Source organism: Paenibacillus sp. EB106-04-04-XG159, assembly GCF_058791835.1.
Genome location: NZ_JBYTDY010000017.1, coordinates 75542 through 100760, shown reverse-complemented (window position 1 = coordinate 100760; position 25219 = coordinate 75542). Strand labels below are relative to the sequence as shown.

The following is a 25219-nucleotide window of genomic DNA, read 5'->3' as shown; positions in this document are numbered from 1 at the left end:
TCGTAAATGTCTTGGCTGGAAATCTGCTCACGAAGCATTCATGGACGAACTGTCGCGCTTAGCTTGACAATCCGTCACATAAAAAAGACACCCTCCCTATTAACTAGGGAAGATGCCTTTTTCGTGTAGTTCAAGTCATTAACGCAGACCACATTTCGTCTTAATAAAATGAAGCTGGTTCTCCACATGGTTCAATTGCTGCTCCAGTTCGGGAGATCCGTCTTGCTGCGCTTGAAGCTGCTGCAGCTGCTTCATAAGGTGCGGCACATCAGAATTGGCATTCGCACAGGAATAATCACTAGTAAGATCTAGATGAGTGTTAGAATTATTGCTCATTGCAAGCCTCCTGCTCTACTTACGTTTGCCTTTGGCGTTGTTAGCGTCTGCCGTCCGAGTTGACTTATTCAGATTCGAATGTCCTGGTTGCTTATGGGCCATGTCTAGAACTCCTTTCATGCTGCCTTCATAATGAAGTCAGATCAGCTACTTTTCCTGCTTTGAAATGTTGTTCAGACTTGGAGCTCGGCGTGCAGCCTTGTTAGACTTCAATGTAATGCTCTGCTCCGTGAAGCTAGCTTTGTTGCGTTGTTGATGAATACGTTCCGCCTTGTTATAAGGCATTGCGACCACCTCCAACCTTATGATACCCACGAGACCTCGCTTTATGTTGATTGCCAGCGGTTTACGGCAAATACGGATTCGAGCTATCTGCGCTTATTGGGCAGCTTAACACCGATCATTCTCCACACGATACGTTCAAATACGCGCCACGGCAGCATGGCCCGTGCTGCCAGCGACTGTCTCACACCTTTTCCTATAATATACCTTAACCGTCTTCTCCCATGAGGCAGTGTTGCGATTCGCAGAATTAATCGCGAAACCTGTTCAGGCGGCGACGCCGTTCTGCTCGTCTCCGCTACACTCGCCTTTAGCTTGCTGGTGTAGGCGGCATTCGACGAGCTCTGTTGCTCACCAAGCATCGACAGTCCGCGATCCCATATGTTCGTCTTGAAGCTTCCTGCTTCAATAAGCACAACATCGACGCCGTGAACAAGCGCTTCATATCGCAAGGACTCCGAGAATCCTTCAACGGCAAATTTAGAAGCCGCATAAGGTCCTATTCCGGGGAATCCCATGCGGCCGCTAATGCTGCTTAACTGAATGATGCAGCCTTCTTTCTGCTCGCGCATGATTCGCATAGCAGCGCAAGAAGTCTGAATCACGGCAAATACATTCGTATCGAACTGCTGGCGCCACTGTTCCATCGGAATATCTTCCGCGAAGCCGCCGACTGCGAAGCCTGCGTTATTCACGAGAACGTCCAGCCTGCCGAATGTACGCCCAATACGCTCCGCCGTCTCCGTTACGGCTTGCTCGGATGTAACATCCAGCTCCCATATATGCAAGCGGCTGATCGCCGCGCCTCCTGCACGCTCCAGCACGCTGTTTGCTACTCGCTCTTGTCGGCTGTCTGCCTGTCTCATCGTCGCTACGACTGTCCATCCCGCTTGCAAAAAGGAGGCAGCCGTAAGCAGTCCGAAGCCGCTGGCAGCGCCAGTAATCCATACGACTTTATCCTGCTTCATAGCTGCCTCATCTCCTTTACTGCTTGTCTTCTATATAAGATAATTTAAACTTGGAAATCTGTGCCTCCAGCTGTGTACTCAGCGATTGCAGCTGGTCAACTGATGCCCGAATCTGTTCGGTCATCGCCGATTGCTCTTCAGTAGCCGCCGCTACTCGCTCCGATGAGGAGTGGCTTTGACTCGCGATCTCACTTAATTGTTCCAGAGATGCTGTGACTTCCTCACTTGCAGCAGACATTTGCACCGAAACGACGCTGCCTTCCTTTACTTGCTCCGATATATTCATAACCTCAGTTGTGATTTCCATAAAGGCGTCATCTGCGGCACGAACAACCTTTAATCCGTATTCAACAGAATCTTTCTGATGCTTAGCCGCTTGCTCTGTATTCGCTCTATAGGTATGAACTTCAGCAATAAGCTCCATAATACGATTAAGTGACGTCTTCGAGCTGTCGGCCAGCTTGCGCACCTCTGTTGCAACTACTTGAAACCCCTTGCCATGCGCGCCTGCGCGTGCGGCTTCTATGGATGCATTCAATGCCAACAGTTCCGTTTGCTTCACAACGCCCTGAATGAAATGAACCGCTTCGCTAATCTGATTAACCTCATTCGACAGGCGCTGCAGTGCTTCGTAAGTAATATCGGACGCTTCTTGTATTCGTTCCATCTGCATTACGGTTTCATTCACGATCTGGCGACCGTTCTCTGCCTTCGATGCCGAGATCTCCATCTTCTCCAGCACGTTTGCCGAAGTTTCGGATATTTGCTGAACGCCAGCGGCAATTTCCATCATAGCCCGCTTCGTTTCCTCAGCGCTTAACTGCTGCATCTGCGCCCCTGATGCCACCTGCTGCATCGCAGCGCTGACCTCTGTCGCAGACAGCGCCGTCTCTTCTGCGCCTCTAGCTAATTCGATTGTCGCCAGCGTGACTCCCTTAGACGCGACTTGTATTTCATGCAGCAGCCCGTTTATCCGTTCGATCATTTGATTTACGACTGATCCGATTCGACTGAATTCATCCTTGCCCTTTACATGCAAACGAACCGTCAGATCGCCCTCTGCAGCCTGCTCAGCCAATCGACGAACTTTGTTAAGCGGTCTTAATTGCAAGCTGATGTAGACAGCTACGAATAGGATGCATAACAATTCAATGGAGGCGCAGATGCCGACTGCGGACAAAAGCATATCATTAAGCTTCTTCTTAATTATACTATAATCATAGTCAACGCCCAGATACGCTAATGTTTGACCCATCTCATTATTAACTGGAACTAATGTCGTGATGACCTGCTTCCCGTTCGAGGTGTATTCCTTGGTACTGGCGGCATCGCTTGTCTTTAGCTTCTGCACAGCCTCCATCTTTCCTTCATCCATTGGGAATACGGAGCCAGCGATGAAGCCCTGCTCGTCCATTCCGTTATCACCTTGAATCATAGTCATGTGAGGATTCTCGGGTGTCGAGCTGGCAGGAACCTTAGCAGACAAAAGGTACATATGTTCCATATCTTCTTTAAGAAGGACGTTCAGCTTCTGCCGAATCTGCATAAAATTAATATTTTCAGTAAAGTTCATCCCGACATTATTGGAGTCATCCATCGTTAAAGCAGCCTGTCGAACCGCCACACGAAGCTCTTGTATCTGCAAGTCCACAATCTGATTTAAACGCTGTCCAAAAAACTCCATATACATCTTATTTTGTTGATTGACCTGTAAAGTGAAAAGTGTGGTTCCAAGAACGATTACGATAATCGTAATGATCAGAATGATCCGTACTACGATGCTGTGCATTAACTTCGACATATGGCCAAATCCTCTCTCTAATGTGATTCAATAATGTCAGCCACAATTTTCAACCATATAACCCCAGGATTCGATTCTATTTGCGTCTATATCGAAAGGAATTATAGCACAAGCAAGGTTATTTTTACCATCAATTCAACTAGATATTTCCAATAAATTCTACACTCCGTTTTCGGCAATCTTCATCATAAAGTGTAAAAAAAGCAGCACTGAGCGACTTACACTCAGCACTGCTGCTCTTTCATTGCAATTATCCACCCAATACAACTCGATCATCCACAAACTTCTCGCCGCGCAGCAGTTCAAACTGTCGCAGCAGCTTCTCAACCGTAAGATTGCGTTTCTCATCCGCTTTGATATCTAATATGATCTTCCCTTTATCCATCATAATGAGTCGATTGCCAAGTCGAATCGCCTGCTCCATATTGTGCGTTACCATCAGTGTCGTAAGCTTGGTCTCCTGCACGATCTGTTCCGTCAACCGCGTGATCATTTCTGCGCGTGCCGGATCGAGCGCTGCCGTATGCTCATCAAGCAGAAGCAGACTCGGCTTCATAAAGGTAGCCATTAACAAGCTGAGCGCTTGTCGTTCACCCCCGGATAAGAGGCCTACCTTCGCTGATAATCGATCCTCCAGATACAGACCAAGCGTACTCAGCTGATCTCTGAACCAGACGCGTCGGCCGCGGTTCACTCCAAAGCTTAAGCCTCGCTTCTTCCCGCGGGAATAGGCGATAGCCAGATTCTCTTCAATCGTCATGGAAGGCGCAGTACCTGCCATCGGATCTTGGAATACGCGTCCAATCCATTGGCTGCGCTTATGCTCTGACATGAATGTAACGTCATGACCGTCAATGCTCACCGTACCGATGTCAGGCTGTATAACACCCGCGATTACGTTCATAAGTGTTGACTTTCCTGCACCGTTGCTGCCAATAACCGTTACAAAGTCACCTGGCTGGAGCTGCAGGGAGATATTAGTCAAGGCCAGCTTCTCGTCAGCTGTATCTGGATTAAACAGCTTGTTTACATGTTCGATGTTCAGCATTAGAGATTACCTCCAGTTTGTGCAAGCTCGGCAGCCCGCTTCCGGCTCGCGGCTCTCTGCTTGTAGGAACGCTGGACCATTGGCAATGTCAGCGCGAGGATGACGATGACCGCTGTAAGCAGCTTCAAATCTGTTGAATCCAGCTCAAGCTGCAATGCAATCGCGAAAATGATGCGGTATAACACAGCGCCGAGCAGCACCGCAAGCGTTGTGCGAGCGATTGTCTTATGACCGAAGATCGCTTCGCCAATAATAACGGAAGCTAATCCGATGACGATCATACCGACGCCGGATTGAATATCCGCAAAGCCTTGGTATTGGGCGATCAGTGCCCCAGCCAGAGCAACCAATGCATTGGATAAGCTCACGCCTAGAATGATCGTCTTATGGGTGTGTACCCCAAAGCTTCTTACCATTCGCGAATTGTCGCCAGTTGCCCGCAGCGCAAGTCCGATCTCTGTGCGAAGAAACCAATCCAGCAGCAATTTGACTCCAAATGCGAACAGCCCCATCACGATAACGAATGTAAAACCTCCAGACAGCGGGGTCAGTATCGTTTCCTTATATAATAAGCCGATGTTGGCTTTACCCATGATGCGCAAGTTAATCGAGTAAAGGGCAGTCATCATCAAGATACCGGACAACAGCGGGTTGATGCGGCCTTTCGTATGAATAATACCTGTCAGAGCGCCGGCTATGCCTCCGCCAACAAAGGCAAGCAGCGTGCCAATCATAGGATTGACACCGTTGCTAATGCATAAGGCCGCTATGGCTCCGCCAGTCGTAAAGCTGCCGTCCACCGTCAAGTCCGGGAAGTCTAATATCCGGAACGTAAGGTATACTCCTAATGCCATCAGCGCAAACAGCAATCCGAGTTCCAAAGCCTTATACATAGCAGTCCAAAATCCAGTATCAAACATGCTTTATCCTCCTCTGTTGAAACGCTATGCCTCTCGCAAGGATTTTTAACGTTTCAAATGTTTATCAATTAAGTCTTCCTGTCAGGTCAGAGCTGGAACAGCATGCGCTGCAGCTTCGAAATGGTATGGTAGCGAAAAGCCCGCTCCCTGAATGGGAGCGGACCGCAACATCATGCAATTCAATACTTGTTGCAGACAGGATCATTATTCGAACAAGTTCTCCGGCTTCACTTCGCTCTTGATCGCATCTGTTACCTCAAAGCCTTGTTCTGCGGCTGCTTTCATATTAAGAGCAAGATCTAGCGTTTCTGGAATGCGAACCGCCATATCTGCTGGTTTCTTGCCATCTTTCAAGATCTCGACAGCCATCTTGCCAGTGGTATATCCCAGATCGAAGTATTCGAAGCCGTAAGAGGCCACGCCGCCTGCTTTCACCGAATCCTTCTCTGCTACGAACAATGGAATCTTATTTTCATTCGCTACCCCGATAACCGCGTTGAGTGCGCTAACGATTGTGTTATCTGACGGTACATAGATCGCTTGTACCTTGCCGACCAACGATTCAGCAGCTTGCTTCACTTCAGAAGAGTTGGATACTGGCGCCTTCACAACCTTTATACCCAGCTTAGCTAACGCGTCTTCAGCTTGCTTCACGTTTGTCAACGAGTTCTGTTCGCCTTCGTTAGTCATAATGCCTACTGTCTTTACGTCTTTCACATTTTTGCTGATGAATTCCATCAGCTTGGAGATCGCTTCCGGATGAAGGTCGGTCGTTCCTGTCACGTTACTGCCTGGCTTCTCAACGCTTTGCACGAGGTTAGCGACAAGCGGATCCGTTACTGCTGTAAACAGTATAGGCACATCTTTAATGTTCTGAGCCGCTGTCTGAGCGGATGGTGTCGCAATCGCAAGTATTAGATCCTTGCCGTCTGATGCAAATTTTTGGGCAATTGTACCAGCGTTGTTTTGATCATTTTGCGCGTTCTGGTAGTCAATCTCAAGGTTCTCGCCTTCCACATAGCCCGCATCCTTCAAAGCGGCTATAAAGCCTCTGCGAGCTTCATCCAGTGAAGCGTGCTCAACAATCTGAGTAATTCCGATCTTCACTTTCTCTTTGGATTGGGTGCCGGCATTTCCAGATGCTGAATCACTTGCCTCTTTATTCTTCTCTCCGCATGCTGTCATAAATGTCAATAAGCCGACCAACAGCAGTGATACCAATACATAACTTTTCGATTTCATAACATGTGTCCCCTTCCGTTTATGAAGCATATAATCAATCCCTCTACCCACCGCTCTCATTCTCTGTATCGAGTGGTTTGCCTCTGCGCTGCATTGATCCACACCTTCTAGGGTTTAACGCATAAAAGCATGAATGCATAAATCTATTAAAGTATATTGTACAGCTGCTTTAAAGTCTGTCAATGAAAATTTCTATTTTGAATGACTATTTATAGATATTTTCTTGCCGGAATCAACAAAAAACCCGCATCCCCAAGCATGCAGGGAATACGGGCTCTATGATTATTACAGACAGCAAGCTTATTGCAAATCTACTATCTGTTCGAGTTCTTCTCTCTGAAATCTCTGCGGCGAGCTACGCCTTCTTCATACGCTGAGTTAATAACAGCATCTCTAACCCTAGGCACAACTTTATCGTTAAAAACTGACGGAATAATGTACAGCTCACTTAATTCATCATCTGTAACAACCTGAGCAATGGCGTGTGCAGCAGCAATCTTCATCTTCTCTGTCACTTTCGATGCCCGGCTGTCAAGCAGACCACGAAACAGTCCTGGGAAGCACAGCACGTTATTGATCTGGTTCGGATAGTCAGATCGTCCTGTTGCAATGATGCGCGCAATGCCCTCGATCTCATCCGGATCGATCTCTGGAGTCGGGTTCGCCATAGCGAATACGATCGGATCCGTTCCCATGGCCAGCACATCCTCTTTCTTCAACACGCCTGGGCCAGATACACCGATGAAGATATCCGCACCGCGAATAACTTCGGACAGACTCCCTGACTCTTCATTCGGATTCGTCTTCGCCGCATAACTATTCCATGCTTCATTCTCGTACGAAGTCGTACGAATAAGCGCGCCTTGACGGTCGACACCGATAATATTGCTCGCACCTGCTTCTAGAAGTATATTCGTACATGCCATCCCTGCAGCACCAATGCCGCACAAGACGATCTTGCAATCTTCAAGCTTCTTCTTTACGATGCGCAGCGAATTCAATACTGCAGCTAGAAGTACGACAGCAGTACCATGCTGATCATCATGGAACACGGGAATATCCAGCGCTTCCGTTAACCGCTTCTCGATGTCGAAGCAGCGCGGCGCGGAAATGTCCTCTAGATTAATTCCGCCAAAGCCTGGCGCGATCGCTTGAATCGTTCTAACGATTTCGTCCGGATCCTGCGTATCCAAGCATATCGGGAAGGCATCAACACCTGCGAACTGTTTGAACAGCATGGCCTTTCCTTCCATTACCGGCATAGCCGCTCGAGGACCAATATTGCCAAGTCCTAACACGGCTGTACCGTCTGAGATTACCGCAACTGTATCACGCTTGATCGTCAACGTAAAAGCGCGTTTCGGATCCTCGTGAATCGCCATGCACACACGTGCTACACCCGGAGTATATACGCGGGACAAGTCATCCCGATTCCGAATCGGTACCTTAGGCTGCATCTCTATCTTGCCTCCCAAGTGAAGGAGGAAGGTCTGATCTGAAATGTTTACGATATTCACACCATCAATCGGTTTTAGTCTTTCTACTACTCGATCTCCTACACTTCCATCATATACATTGACCGTAATATCTCGCACAGTCGTAGTGTTCGTGCTGCGAATGACGTCAATCGCTACGATATCGCCACCGCTTTCTCCGATAGCAGACGCTACTTGGGCAAACGTGCACTTGCTCTTGTCAATTTCCATTCGAATAATGATGTTGGTATTAGAGCCTAATGATTTGGACATAAGTGCTACACTCCTTTGAGCGGATGCTTTCTACATGCCACCTGCTTCCACAGCCTGATCCAATCGCATCGGGTGCGTACGAAGGTGAACGATGTAACCTCTTTCATTTTCTCCACTCGATTGGCAAATTCCTCCATGAAATCGTATAAAAATCAATTGTCACTCTTATAAATACCACTTTATGGCGTGTAAATACGAAAAACTCAAGCCTAAAGGATATCTCTTTAAGCTTGAGCTTTCGTTCATTATTAGTGCCTATTCACGTTCTAAAATAACATAATCTGTATCTACACCAGGTTCATAGCCTACCTTAGCGCCGAGAAGCTCTCCGATAGACCGAAGCGGAACGTATACCGTCTTGCCGTCTTTCATTACAGGCGCACCTTGCAGCTTCTTCGCAACACCGTCAACTGTTGCCTGATTGCTGTTTATGGTCAACACGATTACACTGCCCGTAATATCGTCAACGATACGAACTTGCTTCAATACACCGTCCCATTTGACATCCGCATCAAATTGCTCAGCCACATAACGAAGCGGCACCATCGTCGTGCCATTGGTTACATAAGGAGCAGGACCCTCGTACAGCCAGTCACCATACGGATCATCCGTGATTGGCAGAACGATGTACTTGCTTGTTATTCCTGCATCAAGCAGCAGTTGATATGCGAGGGAATCCTTCTCAAAGTTTCTCATCCATTGACCTGGTGTCAGAGTATCTTCAGCCGGATTAATCGCATTTGTCGTATCCACTTTGTCTACTGTTATTGGCTGGTTGATATTCTTCACCTCGGATACAGCTTGGAAGCTGATGCCCTTCAATGGAACTCCTTCCGTTTCTGGCAGTGCGATGTTGAACTCAACGTTGGTCTTCTTGGTATTCAATGCACCATCAACATACATGTCAATCTTCAGCTTCGTCTTATCGCTAAGGATGACAGCAAGCTCTGGTGACTCTGTCGTCATCTCTTTCCAGCCCGCTTCAAGCTCATCCAACATCTTGTTGCCATTCTCTTTCAGCCACTTATATGCAGCGACTGAGAACACTTCGCCATCCTGCATGATCGAAGATTCATCGTACATAAGCTCGTTATACACTGGTCCATACAGCTTGCCGATCTCAGCAAGAAAAGCTTTCGTCCCTTGCTCGTCGGCAATCATCGACTTCATCATATCTCGAAGCCAGCCAATGGATTCATCAGCGCCGAATTCCATATGTATCTTCTTCAGCGATTCGGTCTGCCCAAATATCGGCTCATTGACAGAAGTCACTGTCGTTACCTTCGGATTAGGAGCATGCTTCGAGAAGAACTTAACGAATGCTTTCTGCAGCTTAAGCATCTCAGCATTATCAAGCTGCATACTTGCCCATTCATCATCTGTCAACGGGACGGCAATCGGTCTCTTTGCCCCTTCTACGTTTAAGGCGAATTGTTTTTCATCTAGACTAACCTGAAATGGAAGCGACTTCCCTCCCATTTTCAAGCTTCCGTTCATTGATAATTGTTCAGATGATTGCGTTTTCGTGTTCAAATCAAGCTGAAGTCCATTCATAAGCGTAAACATCTGCTTATCTTCTTCTGTCAGCTCAGCTTTCTCGTTTACATCAAACTTGATGGATAACGTACTCTTGCTTTCGCCGGAAGTAACTTCAGCAGATCGTGTCATTACACCTGCTATGTCCACTCCGCCTACTGATTGACAGCCAGCGAGCACAAGAAGCAGGGCAGATAGCATAACTGCTATCCCTTTACGAATACGCATGTTTCTCACACCTCCATAATGTGTAGGCAAAATATAGTAATATCGTATCATATCCATTATGAGTCGCGATAAATAGATTGTAAAGTCTTAATCTCACATATGCTCCCATTGAAAAAGTTCATGCCCCAGCCATGCTGCATTGGCGGCGGCGCGAGGCTACTTCGGCGCCTGAGACGTCGGTTTTTTACGTCTCAGGCTTAACTTACGGCTGCGCGAGTAAATGTGAAAAAGGACCATCAAACCACTATTAGCGGTTTGATGGTCCTCTTATTAGTTATCTAAGGGATCCTAGCATCCTGACTGAATGGGATAACACCCAAATGCTCGCGGAGAGACATATTAGGCAGCGCATACTCGCACACGTTCAAACTCTCATTCTCTCAAGCTCGCAATCCGTACACTAGCAGCACCATACAGCCATTATCACCAACGGTTCCCTGCGACTTCATTATCGTTCCAATAATTTCTCGACGCTCATATTCGGCGTAATGCGCCATCTCTCCGTATGTTCAGCCGTCTCACCTGGCTCAAGCGTCGCCATCACACCCAACGACTCCAGCTCGAGCATATGCTCATTCGTATAGCATTCGAAGGAACATCCGCCGTCAGGATATACGGCGCCTTGTTGATGTTCGTGGCGAATTTCAAATGCAACGCCATTATTAACATAAGCCGCCCAGCCCGGTTCATTGCTGGTGCCGATCTTGAACGCGCAGTCCGCAGTTACGGATTGACGAACGGTAATGAAATCTTCACCCCACTGAACACGCTCATCGTTCATTCGAGTATACGGCCACAGCGTAAGCGTACGGTTAGGCAGCACTCCCGTTTCACGCTTCGTTTGCGGGATGACTGCCGTTCCGCCCTGCGCCATCACGCTGATTGACCAAGGCGTCACTGTGATGGGATAAGCGCCTTCATTCGTAATTCGGTGATGCAGAACGACCTCGTCTTCTGTCATCTCAATTTCAATCTGCTTCTGTACGAGAGTCCATTGCTCAACAGGAGAAGTTACAATAATACCTTGGTTCGTAGCTGTCCATTGAATAGGCTGATCGTCGGCAGAATAACTGCGTGGAAATGCTTCAGGACTTACCCATAGGCGATGGCCGCCGCGAATCTGCCAACCGTCGCAGCCCATTTTATTAAACGCCTCACTCTTCTGTGAGATGTTCCCATCTACGTCATGGTGGAACACATTGTCACCGCCACGCAGACTAAAGTGCATAATACGAATACCATAATCCAACGGAATTAACATCGTATATCGATCATTTTCTAAATGAAGACTGCGTCCATATGGAGTTTCCTCCACTATATCCATCTTTACAATTGTCATAGATACCACCCCGTTCTCTAGATTTGAACTAGCCCCAGTTGCTCTGTGAATCTAATAAATGCGCGCTGGCCGTCCTCATCTCGCTTGTAAACGCCTGCATGAGCCAATATCTCAACAAATGCTCGTCCAAGCTCCGACTTCACGATCCGTTCCGCTTCTGCCGTACTGCTGCTGCAGCCGTAGCGCTCGACCAGCATATCAATCCAATCACGATGAATCACGAGTTCATCATGCTCGCTCATCTGAGCTTTCCGCTGTCCCCAAGACTCCGCTCCCGTCAGAAGCGCGCTAATTCCAGCGACAGATTGCAATAATCTCGGAGGCAGAATAGCTAAGCCCATTACTTCGATCAAGCCGATATTCTCCTGTTTAATGTGATGCATCTCGCGGTGCGGATGATAGATCCCTTCCGGATGCTGCTCACTTGTACGATTATTGCGCAGTACAACATCGACTTCATACGCTGTCCCCCGTCTGCGAACAATCGGAGTCACCGTGTTATGCGGAGTACGCTGCTCACCTTCTCCTGAATAGGCATAAATGCCGACAGAAGGGTCGCTGTACTGCTTCCAAGCTTCGAATACCGTATTAACTGCCTGCAGCAATGTATCTCGGTTCTCTCCCGCTAGACGGAGCACCGACATCGGCCAACGAACGATGCTAACGCGAATACCTTCATATTGCGGATAGTTAAACGTATGATCCGCGCTTGCTTGCTCGATAGGGAAGGTATGGCATCCCGCCTGAAAATGGTCGTGGCTCAGTATAGAACCGCCAACAATCGGCAGATCCGCATTCGAGCCGATGAAGTAATGCGGGAACTGTTCCGTAAACTCCAGCAAGCGCTTGAAGCTCGCTTCCGTCAGCTTCATCGGGACGTGTTTACTGTTGAACACGATGCTGTGTTCGTTATAGTAAACATAAGGCGAATATTGAAAATACCAAGCTTCCTCATTTAATGTCAGCGGTATGATGCGCAAATTCTGCCGGGCAGGATGATTAGCGCGTCCTGCATAGCCGACATTGTCAGCACACAGCAGGCACTGCGGGTAAGATGAATTCGGCTGCTGTCTAGCAAGCGCGATCTCCTGCGGACTTTTCTCGGGCTTGGATACGTTGATCGTCATCTGAATCGGACCATATTCAGTCTCATGCTCCCACTCCACATTTTTCAACACACGATCCATCCGAATATAATTACTGTCGATACTCATGTTATAAAAATGACGTGTTGCCTGCTGAATTCCTTCAGTCCGAGCTGTAAGCCAAAACTGATTAGCCGCCTCTGAAGGGCGCGGCATGAGCATACCCATTATTCTAGCATCCAGCAGATCGCGCTGCGTAGTCGAATTGTCAGGGATCAATCCGATTGTATATCCATAATCCAGCAGCACAACAAGCATGTCTTGCAGCTTTCGAACAGCTTCCCGCTCAACGCCATATTCCGTACTATAGCCGTCGTACGGCTCCGGCAATTTGAATAAATCCAACAGCTTATTGCGAGCTTCCGGGCAATCTAATGCGCCGATCATCCCTTTGACACGCGCATATTGAATCAATTGTTCGATCGTCTCGCATACTTCATCCGAGATGGACAGCGCTTCACTGGTGTCCGTGGCTTTAAGCCCGCCGTCACGCATGCCGCTCTCCTGATGCTCATTCATTGTTCCCATGATAGGAGCCTCCCCAGTTGGTATTGGTTCACCGAATTATATTAAGATTCCATATACCCATTCGGATGGCTCTCATGCCAACGCCATGCACTTTCAATGATGACATCCAGACACTCACGTTTCGGATTCCAACCGAGCACCCGTCTCGCACGCTCAGCTGAAGCAATCAGTATTGCCGGGTCTCCCGCGCGACGGTCGCGAATAACCGTCTTGATCGCCCGTCCAGTCACCTTCTCTGCAGTCTTAATGACTTCCAGCACAGAGAAGCCCTGTCCGTTGCCAAGATTAAACGTATCACTGTCTCCACCGTTGCGCAAATATTTCAGTGCCAGCACATGCGCATCTGCCAGATCCGTAACGTGGATATAATCTCGAATACACGTTCCATCCGACGTCGGATAATCGCTGCCGAACACCGATATTTCATCACGCTTGCCAAGCGCGGTCTGCAGTACAAGCGGCACTAAATGTGACTCAGGACGATGGTCTTCGCCAATCAGCCCGCTTTCATGCGCACCAGCGGCATTAAAATAACGCAGCGCCACATACTTCATGCCGTACACGCGATCAAACCAACGCATCATGCGCTCCATCGTCAGCTTCGTCTCACCATATACATTGGCCGGCTCCGTACGGTCGCCTTCTTCTATCGGTGTGCTCTCAGGCTCACCATATGTCGCCGCGGTTGAAGAGAACACGATCCGCTTCACACCGCGCGCTTGCATTGCGTCAAGCAGCACCTGTGTTCCGTGAACATTGTTATCGTAGTATTTCGCCGGGTTAGTCATGCTCTCCCCAACAAGAGAATAAGCCGCAAAGTGAATGACCGCATCAATCTCATGCTTCGCAAATACTTGGTCCAAGAAGCCGCGATCACGAATATCGCCAACTTCAAGCGTACCGCCCAGTACTGATCCTCGATGACCAGTCTCGAGAGAGTCAACGATGACCACCTCTTCACCTAATGCGATTAGTTCCGCTACTGTATGAGATCCGATATATCCCGCTCCGCCTGTTACGAGAACTGCCATGATGTTTACACCTCCTGTTGTTGTGCTGCTAGGCCCACAATCTCTTCCACACCGTTGCCTACATCGCACACGTAATATTCGCCTTCTAAACCTGTGCGCTCCTTATAACGCGATCCGACTGCAGCGATGAACGTCTCCACCGCTTCTTCCGCAACGAGTGATACCGTGCATCCTCCGAAGCCGGCGCCAGTCATGCGCGATCCGATCGTTCCGTCTACCGCGAGCGCTTCTTCAACCATAATGTCCAGCTCAGAACAACTCACCTCATACAAGTCGCGCAACGATTCATGAGAAGCGATCATCAGCTTGCCGAAAGTGAGAAGATCACCTGCTTCGAGCGCCTGAAGGGATTGTTCAACGCGTTTATTTTCATACACAACATGCTCTGCTCGCTGTCTGACGACTATATCACTAATAAGGTGCTTAGCTTCTTCGAATTGTTCTGGGCTAAGCTGAGCGAGATGCTCCAGACCCGCAATATTCGGCTGAAGTTCCGCAAGCGCTTGTTCGCACTGTGAGCGGCGCTCATTGTATTTGGAATCTACTAAGCCCCGGCGCTTATTCGTATTGCCGATGACGAGCTTATAGCCATGAATCCGAAATGGCACCAGCTTGTAACGGAGCGAGTCGCAATCAAGCATGATCGCGTGATCCTGCTTGCCTTGAGAAACGGCGAATTGGTCCATAATACCGCTGTTGACCCCCACATAGCGATTCTCCGCACGCTGTGCAAGCAGAGCCAACGCTGTTCGCTCCACCTCGTAACCTTCCATATTCATGAAGGCGTATCCTGCAGCGACTTCAAGTGATGCAGATGAGGAAAGACCCGCGCCATTCGGAATATTCCCAGAAATGAGCACGTCATAGCCGCTTCGAAGCGGCATATTTGCTTTCTTCATTTCATCTAATACGCCAAATACATAGTCCGTCCATACTCCTGTCTTCATCGCTGGCAGTTCATCACAATTAGCTTCAGCTTGCTCTGGAAATTGAAGACTGACTAAGCGAATCTTCTGATCCTGACGAGGTCGAATTAATAGAGTCGTTCCGATCTGGAGCGCGGCTGGCAGAACCCAGCCTCCGTTATAGTCAATATGCTCTCCGATTAGATTCACACGACCTGGCGCATGGAAAAATCGAACCGGCAAATCACTTGCACCAAAGCAATCCAAAAATTGTTTGAGTAAAGCTTGATCATTCTTCAAGGGCAAAACCTCCCATTAGCATGATTATTTGTGCTGTATGAATACCATTGTGTAATTCCTATTGTAATGGCATTACCGGAAACGAGTAAGTAATGGATGTGAACACCATATGGATAAATGTGATGTCATAGTTATCAAGCAATGATATACTTAGCTTATCCCTAACTTGGAGGTTACACCATGTCATCAAGCAAACAACCTAATGAGCCTACCTATGAGGTTTCTCCTAATCCATCGCTTATCGAGCGCAAGGGACTTCATATCCTGTTTGCAGGCGAGAGCCAGACGAAGCCCAATCATAAGCTGGGGCCGAAGCTCTATGACTACTATTTGCTCCATCATATATTAGAAGGATACGGAACTTATATAACGGAAGCGCGAACCTATGAGCTCGGGCCGGGCGATGCCTTTCTGATCGCGCCGAATCAGCTCGTCAGCTATGTTTCCGACACCATACAGCCATGGAAATATCGTTGGGCTGCCTTCAAGGGAGATGAAGCCAAGGGCCTGATCAAGCGCGCCGGCTTCACGGAATCGAAGCCTATTATCCATGATATCGGAGATGAGACTGCCGCAGAGAGCTTGGAGCGTATGCGGACTGTATTTCAGAAGCGTGAAGTTGCATGTGATCTGTCAGCATGCGGTTCCCTATATCTTATTATGGCAGCATACGCTAACTATCAATATGTATCTGAGGATGCAGAGCATCTTAAGCCTGAAAATGAAGCCCAGCAAATTGTACGCCAAATGATCCATATGATGTCCAACCAATACGCGCATCCATTTACGATGGAGCAGATGGCAAGCAGCCTTGGCTACAGCCGTGCCTATCTGTCGCGCCTGTTCAAACAGGTAACGGAAATGTCGCCGATTACCTTTCTGCTCAAACTGCGGATCGATAAGGGCAGGCAGCTGCTTAGAGATCGACCCGATCTATCTATCGAGCAGATTGCAGCCTCTGTCGGCTTGACTGATCCGTTATATTTTTCTCGCCAATTCCGGAGATTCTATGAACAATCACCAACACAATATCGCTCGTCCATCCTGTCCCACGAAAAGAACCGCCCAACGAAAAAGTGATAGCGGGCATTCATCTATCCTTGAACGATATTCCTTAGCGCTTGTTCCAGATCCGTGTACTTAAAGGAGAAGCCCTCATCCTGCAGGCGCTTCGGGATACAATTCCGCCCAGAGAGCGCCAATTCTGGATCAGCGCGCATGATCATATAAGCTCCCAGCCGCACGATCGGAGCAGGCGCAGCAGGCGCCCAGCCTTTATTCATCACCGTCCGCAGCGTCTTCATAAACTCTCGATTCGTGACAGGCTGCAGACCCGTTGCGTTATATATACCTTCCGCGTTGGGATTCTGAAGCACATAATCGATGATGCGGTTCAAGTCGTCCAGATGAAGCCAGCTTATCATCTGATCTCCGCGTCCAACAGTACCTCCAAGACCATACCGAGTGAGTTTCATTAGCGGCTCCAGCGCTCCTCCGCCTGGACCAAGTGCGAAGCCTATACGAAGAGCCACCTTGCGCACATTCGGAATGGAGGCCTGAAAGAATGCTTTCTCCCACATCTGGCACACTCTTACGGAGAAGCCCGTTCCGTGCGCTCCCTGTTCATCTCGCGGGTCCTTCATATTGCCGAATATCGCAAGCGAGGCCGCCTGTACGAGGACTGAAGGGCGTTGCTTTGCTCGAAGCAGCGCCTCGTCGATCACTTTGACGGAATCGAGTCGAGAGCGGATGATTTCCTTCTGATTAGCATCGGAGTAGATACAGTTCACACTTTTACCGGTAAAATTAACAACAGCGTCAGCCCCGTCCAGCTCCCGTTCCCAATCACCTAACGTGCGTCCATCCCATTGCACATAACGGATCCCGTCACGTTCACTTGTCTGGCCGCGGGTTAATATCACGACTTCATGTCCTTGGTGCCGTAGTGACTTCGCATACGACTTTCCGAGAAATCCCGAGCCTCCTGCCAGTACTACCTTTCGCTTCATCCTAACTCCTCCTCTCGATATCCAGTGCGGCATCCCCGCAAGCATTATTTTTGGATGCAATCTAGTTGAGTCATCGTTTCATCGGTCATTGCTTCGGTTACGACAAACCGCGCAGCATTGCGGCTACTGGCTCAAACGTCCGCACATAGCGATCATGGTATCGCTCATAGCGCGCCTGATCTGGCGTGTAGCGTGTCACACCTCTGCGCTCTGCCAGCGCCTGCAGCTCCTGCGCCCCCTTCACATGCCCTGCCCCGAGCAGTGCAGTGAATGCCGCACCCAGCATCGTGGCTTCCTTAACAGGCGGAACGATTATCGCCGCGTTCATGATATCGGCTTTCATCTGCAGCCACGATGACAGACGCGTACCGCCGCCAACGGCGCGAACTTCTCGGATCGGATGACCCGATACCTGCTCAGCGCTGTTCTTAATCATATTCAATTGATAAGCTGTACCTTCTAATACAGCGCGAATCATGTCCGCTTTGCCGTGCGCATAGGACAGTCCGATAAAGGAAGCGCGCGTCTTCGAGTTCGGATAAGGAGCGCCGCTGCCGGACAAGTATGGGAAGAACAGCACTTCGCCCGGACCGTCCTGAATGTTGGACATCATCCGAATAATTTCATCATAACCAAGAGCTTCATCCGCCAGCTGCTTGCGCAGCCATTCAACCGCACCGCCAGACGCAGGATTGCCTCCCATCCAGAACTGATAGCCCGGAATGACATGGAAGCCGTAGGACAGGCCTGTGTCGAATTCAGCTTGCCCCAGCTCTCTCGGGTTCATCATCCCGACTAATGTCTCGGCGGTTCCCATCGAGGCAAAGACTTCGCCTGGTTGAATAGCGCCAACAGCAAGCGAAGCGCACACATGGTCATGACCGCCGATCGCTACAGTTGTCTCAGCGGACAGCCCAAGCTCTCGTGCCATATCCGGCAGGACAGTTCCGAGCGGTGTACCGCTTGGCAGCACCTCTGGAAATAGATCAGCGGGCAGGCCAAATGATGTGATCCAATCCTTATCCCATTGCTGAGTACGCATATCATATGCAAAAGTACGTGTAGCAAGCGAAGGATCACAGCCCATCCTGCCGCTTAATCGATAAGCGATATAGCCCGATACACTCAGCCATACTGCATCGCGGAACATGCCCGGATCATGATCATGCAGCCATAACAGCTTCGGGAGGCCGTGCTTGAACGAAAGATGCAGTCCTGTACGTTGAAATAAAGCTAGGGCGGAGTCTGAGCTGCGAACTCGCTCAGCCTGCGGCGATGAGCTCGTATCAAACCATGGCAGAAGCGGTGACTGGACAGTTCCATGGTCGCGGTGGACGAGCAGTCCGCTCTCTGCCATACTCGCGATACCGATCACTTGAATGCCGGATACCCCGCTCTTCGCGGTAACCTCCTTGATCATATCCGCCACATCCTGCCACATCTGCTCAGGATCATACACGGAATAACCCTTTCCCGTATCTATTACTAACGTTGGTCGACTGGCTGAAGCTACTTCGCGGCCATCTTCATCGAAGATGCCTACTTTACGATTTGTCGTTCCAAGATCTATCCCAAGCATGTACATCCTATGTACCTCCCTTATGTACGCACGATTGAATAGTAAAACAACCTATTCGAGTACCTCTGTATCCGCCGTGTTTATGACTTATCCTGCTGCAGCTTAAACATGAGCTGATACGCTTCCTCTAGCAGTTGACCTACCGGTTCGCGATACACTGCATCAGCATGACGATCTATTGCTGTCGCTGTGCGATTAATGAGCACCAGCTTCGAAGTTGGGCGGCGCAGCTGCACGAAGCTCGCTGCGGGCTGAACAGATAACGAGGTTCCTGCAACGATGAGCAGATCTGCCGCCCTTACATGGTCAATGGCGCGCTCAATGACATCATCGTGCAACGATTCGCCGTATAGCACCACATCCGGCTTCAACATACCATCGCACGCTTTGCACCGAGGCACCACCGCATTGCTGTTCAGGACCGCGGTCAGATCATACTCCGCACCGCAGCTCAAGCAATAGTTGCGATGCACCGTTCCGTGCAGCTCTAGCACCTCTCGACTTCCTGCAGCTTGATGAAGTCCGTCAATATTTTGCGTGATAACCGCCTTCAGCCTTCCCTCTTGCTCCAGCATAGCTAAAGCGCGGTGACAACCATTGGGCTGAGCGGTTGGATGCAGCAATTTATCACGATAGAATGTATAGAACCCTTGCGGATCTTCATAAAAATAAGGGCGGCTCACCATCTCCTCTGGTGGGTGGGGATACTTCGACTCTTTATCAAACACACCACCCGCAGACCGGAAGTCAGGAATGCCGCTCTCGGTTGAGGTACCTGCACCCCCGAAGAACACAATTCGTTCGCTGTGCAGCAAATCGCGCGCCAGTTTAATTGCTTGCGCTTCTAGGCTGGAATCATTCAATTTACAGCGCCTCCTTCAAGCATATTCTGATTCCTATAGTATACATGTGTTTGGCGAATAGAGAAAATAGTGGGAACAAAGAGCACTGTTCATTAACGCTAAAAAGCCTCCTTCACCACGATGTTGAGTGGTAAAGGAGGCTTCGATTCAGATATCCGAGCATAGGCTCAATATCATTTTATAGATAAGGGCTTTCGTGCTTCGCCTTCAACATGTTCCAGCGGCGCTCTACTTCGGTTTCGAATGATTTGAGAGCTTCCGCATTCTCTGGTTTCTTCATGTGGCGCGTCTTGCCCATCGTCATCAGCCAGTCTAGAAGCGGAACCTTCTTGTTCTTCTCTTCAGGATTGTACGTAATATTGGTAACGCCGTGCTCCACTTCATACAGCGGGAAGAAGCAGGAGTCAACTGCCGCATTTACAATGTTCGTGCCTTCCTTGTCATCTGACAACCAGTTCAGCGGACAAGCAATCAGAATCTTACCATACACAAGTCCTTCGTTCTGTGCATACCACTGCGCCTTGGCAGCCTTCTTCACTAGATCCTGCGCGAATGCTTCGCTTCCAGTGAACACATACGGAATATGTGTAGCAGCCATAATCTGAGCGGTATCTTTGTGGTGGAACAGCTTGCCTGCTTGTGCACTGCCGACGTTGGAAGTCGATGTGCGGTGACCAAGCGGCGTCGAATAGGACAACTGCGCACCCGTATTCATGTATCCTTCATTATCATACTCCAGGATAATCATCTTATGATTGCGCAGAGCAGCGCCAATCGCTGGTCCCATACCGATATCCATACCGCCATCGCCTGTAACCATAACGAATGTGAAATCATCCGGCAGGTTCAAGTAATCCAATTCTCCGCGACGCTTGCGTTCCCAGAACATTTCAACAACACCGGACAGCGTTGCAGCGCCGTTCTGGAACAGATTGTGGATATAAGTCGCCTTATGGGCCGAATACGGATATCCAGTCGTTACGACCATCGCACAGCCTGTATGGAACAAGGCGACAATATCGCCTTCGATTCCTTTAAAGAACAGCTCTAGACCAGAGAAGATGCCGCAGCCTGGGCATGCGCCGTGACCAGGCGCAATGCGCTTCGGCTTCCGTGTCAGGTTGCGAAGCGGCGGAATACGCACATTCAGCTTGCCTGTCTCTTCGTTAGGCGTAACTGTAATGAGCCCTGTCTTCAGCTCCTCATATTTCATCGGCTCAATGACACGCTTTGGAGCATTTGCCGGATCGCCTGGCGTATGTCCATGATAGTCGAACGGCTTCGCTACAACTCCTGTTTCCGCTGCTTCAATAGCAGCTTCGAACAGCGCGTGACCATCCTCTGAATAGAAGTCTTTACCGCCGAGTCCGTAGACGCGGCTGACCACCAACGTATCGTGAACGCCATGCGTCAGGAATGCCGCTTTGATCTCATTCACCATGTTGCCGCCGTGACCGCCGTAGGAATCAGCGCGATCGCCGACCGTTACAGCCTTCACATGCTTCAACGCTTCCGCGATTTCCTTCGCTGGGAACGGACGGATAATGTTCGGCGAGATGGATCCAGCTTTAATTCCCATCGCTCGCAATTGATCCACGACATCCTTAATAATCTCGGCTGCGGAGTTCAACAAGAATACAGCGACTTCCGCATCTTCCATACGATATTGATCCAGAATCGGGTAGTCGCGGCCAGTCAGTACCGCATATTCCTTGCGGATGCGGTCGAACACTTCGCCAGCCTTATACATCGCCATAGACTGCTGGTAGCAGTTGTTGATGTAGTCCGGCTCATTCATGTACGGTCCAACTGTGATCGGGTTGTTGCGGTCAAGCGTATCTGCAAAGCCGCGCACCGGCTGTTCACCGACGAAAGCATGCACATCTTCACGATTCGCAAAGGTTTGCACCTTGCGCTTCTGATGAGATGTAAAATAGCCGTCGAAGGCTACCATTACCGGCAAACGAACTTCAGGATCCTCAGCGAGCTTAAGAGCCATTAAGTTCATATCATATACAGCTTGCGGATCACGGCAGAGCAAGATCGGCCAGCCCGTGTTCAAGGCAAAGTACAAATCGGAATGATCCCCATGTATATTAAGAGGTCCAGATACCGAGCGGCACACCAGATTCAGCACCATTGGGAAGCGAGTACCGGATTGGACCGGCATCTGCTCCAGCATGTACATATAACCATTAGCGCTTGTCGCGTTAAATACGCGGCCGCCTGCAGTAGAAGCACCATAGCAAATACCAGCAGAACCATGTTCGCCATCCGCTGGAATCAGCTTAATATCGTGCTGACCGTTAGCTTTCATTAGATCTAAAAATTGCGCGACCTCAGTGGAAGGAGAGATCGGATAATAACCCATAATATGATAATTTATCTGATGCGCAGCATATGCCGCCATCTCATTGCCGGACTCATATACCATCCGTTGTTCTACGGTTCCGGTTGTGACCTCTTGGTCGTATTCAATCGCCACAGGTCCTCATCCCCCTTAATCGATCTTTGGCTGAAAACGTGTCATTAAAGCATCTGGGCTAAGGAAAAATGATGCGGTGTCCGATGCTCGTCCGAATAGCCGTCTTCTTCCCTTGCTTCCGCGAGCGCGTCTGTCGGACAGGCATAAACGCACTTGAGACAACCTTTGCAATATTGATAATCAATGCCTTGCAGGAACATTTGCGGACGTCCCTTCTTGTCCGGCTTCTCTTCCCACACAAAGCAGAAGTCTGGGCATACATTATCGCAAGCAGCGCAATGAATGCACTTGTCTTCTAGGAAATGAGGCATCATTCCCGCGCGAGAAATACTCAGGTCCTTTAATATCGAATTACCAGGATTAACGACAACTCCACCGATCGGTTGAGTTTCATATCCCAGCGCAGGCACATCCCAGCGCACAGGTTCAGGTATTGTCACGCCTTCAGGTACTGCAAAGGTTTCAAACTTCACTTCATCATATCCGCGTTGGAACGTATTGATCGCAGGTTGCACGGTTTGCGGGTATTTCTTCTCCAGCGATTTGCGAATAACATCCTTCATCTTCTCCGCATCAAGGAAGTCGCAAAGACGGAATAATGCACCCAGCATCGCCATGTTCACGCGATTCTTCTCTTCCATCGCAATATTAACCGCGTCTACAACAGCGATCGTACCTCCAAGAAGGCCGAGCTTATCCTTTAATTGCTGTGGAGTTTTAGCGGAATTAATGAGTACCAAGCTGTCTTCGCTGACACCGCTCGTTACATTTACTGTCTTATAAAGTGATTCATGAAAGATACCTACAATATGCGGTCGTTCAACAGGCGTGGTGTCCCGAATAAGCGTCCCCGGCATACAGAAACGGATATGCGCCTTAACGGGAGAACCTTTCTTCTCTGAACCGTAGGAGGAAAAGCTGACACCATTCAAACCGCTGCCAGTAACTCCGGCTTCCGCGAGCATCTTGCCTGCAAGATTGGCGCCTAGCCCCCCGATGGACTCGAGACGAATCTCAAAGAATCCAAGATCGTTCACTTTGGGCAATGTGACCATGTAATAGGTCTCCTTTCCAAAAAATCCTTTAACCTATTGGAGGCAAGGAACGTGATGATATGTTGATGTCCCGCTGCAGATCGCATTTTTAAATAGAAGATATCCGCAGAAAGACAAGTAGAGCCGTATTGTAATAGGCTGACAAGATCGTACCGCATTACAAAAAGCTTGTTTTGTGACATGTGTCACATGTAGGCGATTACACTTTGACAATTGTGTGAATTGAAGAAATCCAAATTTGAGGTATCAGGTACAGACCGAACTTTATTCGTGACTGGTTAACCCAAGATGATGGAGGTATAAGCATGATGCGTATGCGATTACGCGTAGTAGGATGTTTCGAAAAGGGAATCATTAATTCTAGTTTATTCTCATCAACTGCTCATATGCACTATTCGACGTTAGCTCTCTATTTCCTGCCTGTTGAGCCTGCTATAAAGTGAAATACATCACTGCGTTCAACGATCTGTCATTATACAGGGAGAATCCACGCTCGCAATTGTGACTATCATCACAATGTATTACCATTTCATATGATAAATTAATTGTAAAAAAATAAACTGTTTTACATGAACCCCTGTTTGACTTCTTAGATTCATTTAGGGAGGATTAGAACATGTTGGCGCACTTCAGACACTGGTTTAACAGGTCCGGAGTAAGTCCGAAAGACTCGCCTTGGAGTGGGGAGATCTTCGGATTAAACTTAAGGTTTCTGCTTATTGTCACGGTATTCGTATCCAATGCCATCGAACCGCTTATCAATGAGATTCCGGAAATGAAAGCTTTATTCTTATGGATATATACGTTCCATATGCCGCTGTTCGTCGGAGTAACAGGATACTTTGCGCGTCGAAGCTTGATGGGATCCACCGGCAATCGGGTACTGATCCAGATCGCTGTACAATATATCATCTTTCAATCGATATATTCCTTCTTCGACTACACTTTGTTTCAGGTACCTGGCACTAAGCATTCCTTCTTCGTGCCTTTCCTGCTGCTATGGTTCTTAGTCGGGCATATCGTATGGCGATTAATCATGCGTCTGTTTATACACTGGAAAGTCCGTTACCCAGTCTTACTGTCCATTGCGCTAGGAATTCTGGTCGGCTTTATTCCAGTGAGCGGAACTTGGCTTGCTTTGAGCAAGACATTCGTTTACTTGCCATTCTTTATTATCGGTTATTCCTGGAACTTTAACTGGTTTCGTTCTCATATACGCGTCTGGATGCGACTTACTGGCGCCGCTATCTCAGCCTTACTATTAGTCGGTATGTTCTATGCAGCACCTTATATGGAGCCGTCTTGGTTGATGAACAGCATGACATTCCGTGAGCTTGGCTGGTTAAGCAGTGACCTGCATCCCATCGTATATCGATTGTGCATCTATGGCATTGAGTTTATCGCTGCCGCTGCCTTTCTCGCATGGGTTCCGCAAAGAACCTGCGCCATCACTGATTTAGGCAAACGCACATTATATGTATTTCTAATCCACGGATTTATTGTCCGATTTGCCGAATATTTCGGGTTATATAACAACATTCATGATGGCTTGGGCTGTGCGCTGCTCATTCTAGCATCAATTGGCCTCACCGTAATGTTAGCTCATCCTAATGTTAAGAAATTCGCGCATATTATTATTGAACCTAATAGCGAAGCTGTATTTGGATGGGTCCGGCGCGGCGTTTGGCGTCGCAGCACGAAGCAAGGTTAGCACCCCCCCGCTAACGCTTCACCCCCCGATTCGGGCCCTGATGAATGCTTCACATATACACCCATACGCTTCACTCCTACACAAAAGGCACAGCATAAGCTGTGCCTTTTGTGTGTAATCCTCTTCTATTCTCTGAATGAGAGACATCTGCCATAAATGG

The 25219-nt window shown here is 48.8% G+C and carries 20 protein-coding genes; 2 read left to right on the top strand and 18 right to left on the bottom strand.

The features are described from left to right. Positions 1-138: 138 nt before the first annotated feature. The 13 genes from AC3WTP_RS18830 to AC3WTP_RS18770 all read right to left on the bottom strand — a co-directional run bounded on the left by AC3WTP_RS18830 (position 139) and on the right by AC3WTP_RS18770 (position 15357). Positions 139-336 carry a DUF2524 domain-containing protein gene (locus AC3WTP_RS18830; RefSeq protein WP_492396171.1) on the bottom strand — a complete coding sequence of 66 codons (198 nt, stop codon included), beginning with the start codon at positions 334-336 and terminating at the stop codon, positions 139-141. 147 nt (positions 337-483) lie between these two features. After that, a complete protein-coding gene (locus tag AC3WTP_RS18825) occupies positions 484-621 on the bottom strand; it encodes a hypothetical protein (RefSeq protein ID WP_492396170.1) in 138 nt (45 codons plus the stop codon). Between the two features lie 83 nt (positions 622-704). Beyond that, complete coding sequence (locus tag AC3WTP_RS18820; RefSeq protein WP_492396169.1) at positions 705-1586, bottom strand: SDR family NAD(P)-dependent oxidoreductase; 882 nt, start codon at positions 1584-1586, stop codon at positions 705-707. A gap of 16 nt (positions 1587-1602) precedes the next feature. Beyond that, positions 1603-3387 (bottom strand): methyl-accepting chemotaxis protein, encoded by a 1785-nt coding sequence (locus AC3WTP_RS18815; RefSeq protein WP_492396168.1) that lies wholly within the window; start codon positions 3385-3387, stop codon positions 1603-1605. A 250-nt stretch (positions 3388-3637) separates the two neighbouring features. Further along, complete coding sequence (locus AC3WTP_RS18810) at positions 3638-4435, bottom strand: ABC transporter ATP-binding protein (protein ID WP_492396167.1); 798 nt, start codon at positions 4433-4435, stop codon at positions 3638-3640. Next, the gene (locus tag AC3WTP_RS18805; protein WP_492396166.1) at positions 4435-5355 is read right to left on the bottom strand and encodes an ABC transporter permease; all 921 of its coding nucleotides are present in this window, start codon (positions 5353-5355) and stop codon (positions 4435-4437) included. Before AC3WTP_RS18805 ends, AC3WTP_RS18810 begins: the two co-directional genes overlap by 1 nt. 204 nt (positions 5356-5559) lie before the next feature. After that, complete coding sequence (locus tag AC3WTP_RS18800) at positions 5560-6597, bottom strand: ABC transporter substrate-binding protein (protein ID WP_492396165.1); 1038 nt, start codon at positions 6595-6597, stop codon at positions 5560-5562. A gap of 314 nt (positions 6598-6911) precedes the next feature. Continuing rightward, positions 6912-8345, bottom strand: coding sequence for an NAD-dependent malic enzyme (locus AC3WTP_RS18795; protein ID WP_492396164.1), 1434 nt, complete (start codon positions 8343-8345; stop codon positions 6912-6914). A 255-nt stretch (positions 8346-8600) separates the two neighbouring features. After that, a complete protein-coding gene (locus AC3WTP_RS18790) occupies positions 8601-10109 on the bottom strand; it encodes a copper amine oxidase N-terminal domain-containing protein (RefSeq protein ID WP_492396163.1) in 1509 nt (502 codons plus the stop codon). Positions 10110-10557: 448 nt separating this feature from the next. Beyond that, the gene (locus AC3WTP_RS18785; protein ID WP_492396162.1) at positions 10558-11448 is read right to left on the bottom strand and encodes a hypothetical protein; all 891 of its coding nucleotides are present in this window, start codon (positions 11446-11448) and stop codon (positions 10558-10560) included. 17 nt (positions 11449-11465) lie between these two features. Continuing rightward, entirely contained in the window at positions 11466-13121 is a 1656-nt protein-coding gene (locus AC3WTP_RS18780) for a UDP-glucose--hexose-1-phosphate uridylyltransferase (protein WP_492396161.1), read from the bottom strand. Positions 13122-13162: 41 nt separating this feature from the next. Continuing rightward, on the bottom strand, positions 13163-14152 hold the full coding sequence (galE, locus tag AC3WTP_RS18775) for a UDP-glucose 4-epimerase GalE (protein WP_492396160.1): 990 nt from the start codon (positions 14150-14152) through the stop codon (positions 13163-13165). Positions 14153-14157: 5 nt separating this feature from the next. Next, positions 14158-15357 carry a galactokinase gene (locus AC3WTP_RS18770; protein ID WP_492396159.1) on the bottom strand — a complete coding sequence of 400 codons (1200 nt, stop codon included), beginning with the start codon at positions 15355-15357 and terminating at the stop codon, positions 14158-14160. A gap of 180 nt (positions 15358-15537) precedes the next feature. Here AC3WTP_RS18770 and AC3WTP_RS18765 point away from each other — a divergent pair, with 180 nt between their 5' ends. Then, entirely contained in the window at positions 15538-16437 is a 900-nt protein-coding gene (locus tag AC3WTP_RS18765; protein ID WP_492396158.1) for an AraC family transcriptional regulator, read from the top strand. Between the two features lie 14 nt (positions 16438-16451). Here the strand turns inward: AC3WTP_RS18765 and AC3WTP_RS18760 are convergent, their stop codons facing one another. The 5 genes from AC3WTP_RS18760 to AC3WTP_RS18740 all read right to left on the bottom strand — a co-directional run bounded on the left by AC3WTP_RS18760 (position 16452) and on the right by AC3WTP_RS18740 (position 23348). After that, positions 16452-17366 (bottom strand): TIGR01777 family oxidoreductase, encoded by a 915-nt coding sequence (locus tag AC3WTP_RS18760; RefSeq protein ID WP_492396157.1) that lies wholly within the window; start codon positions 17364-17366, stop codon positions 16452-16454. 97 nt (positions 17367-17463) lie between these two features. Then, on the bottom strand, positions 17464-18951 hold the full coding sequence (locus AC3WTP_RS18755) for an FGGY-family carbohydrate kinase (RefSeq protein ID WP_492396156.1): 1488 nt from the start codon (positions 18949-18951) through the stop codon (positions 17464-17466). Between the two features lie 74 nt (positions 18952-19025). Next, a complete protein-coding gene (locus AC3WTP_RS18750) occupies positions 19026-19808 on the bottom strand; it encodes an NAD-dependent protein deacylase (protein ID WP_492396155.1) in 783 nt (260 codons plus the stop codon). A gap of 178 nt (positions 19809-19986) precedes the next feature. After that, positions 19987-22293, bottom strand: coding sequence for a thiamine pyrophosphate-dependent enzyme (locus AC3WTP_RS18745; RefSeq protein WP_492396154.1), 2307 nt, complete (start codon positions 22291-22293; stop codon positions 19987-19989). 44 nt (positions 22294-22337) lie between these two features. Next, positions 22338-23348, bottom strand: a complete 1011-nt coding sequence (locus AC3WTP_RS18740) for a 2-oxoacid:acceptor oxidoreductase family protein (RefSeq protein ID WP_492396153.1) — start codon at positions 23346-23348, stop codon at positions 22338-22340. A 616-nt stretch (positions 23349-23964) separates the two neighbouring features. On the opposite strand from AC3WTP_RS18740, the gene AC3WTP_RS18735 reads away from it, so the two are divergent. Then, complete coding sequence (locus AC3WTP_RS18735; RefSeq protein WP_492396152.1) at positions 23965-25059, top strand: acyltransferase family protein; 1095 nt, start codon at positions 23965-23967, stop codon at positions 25057-25059. Positions 25060-25219: the final 160 nt, after the last annotated feature.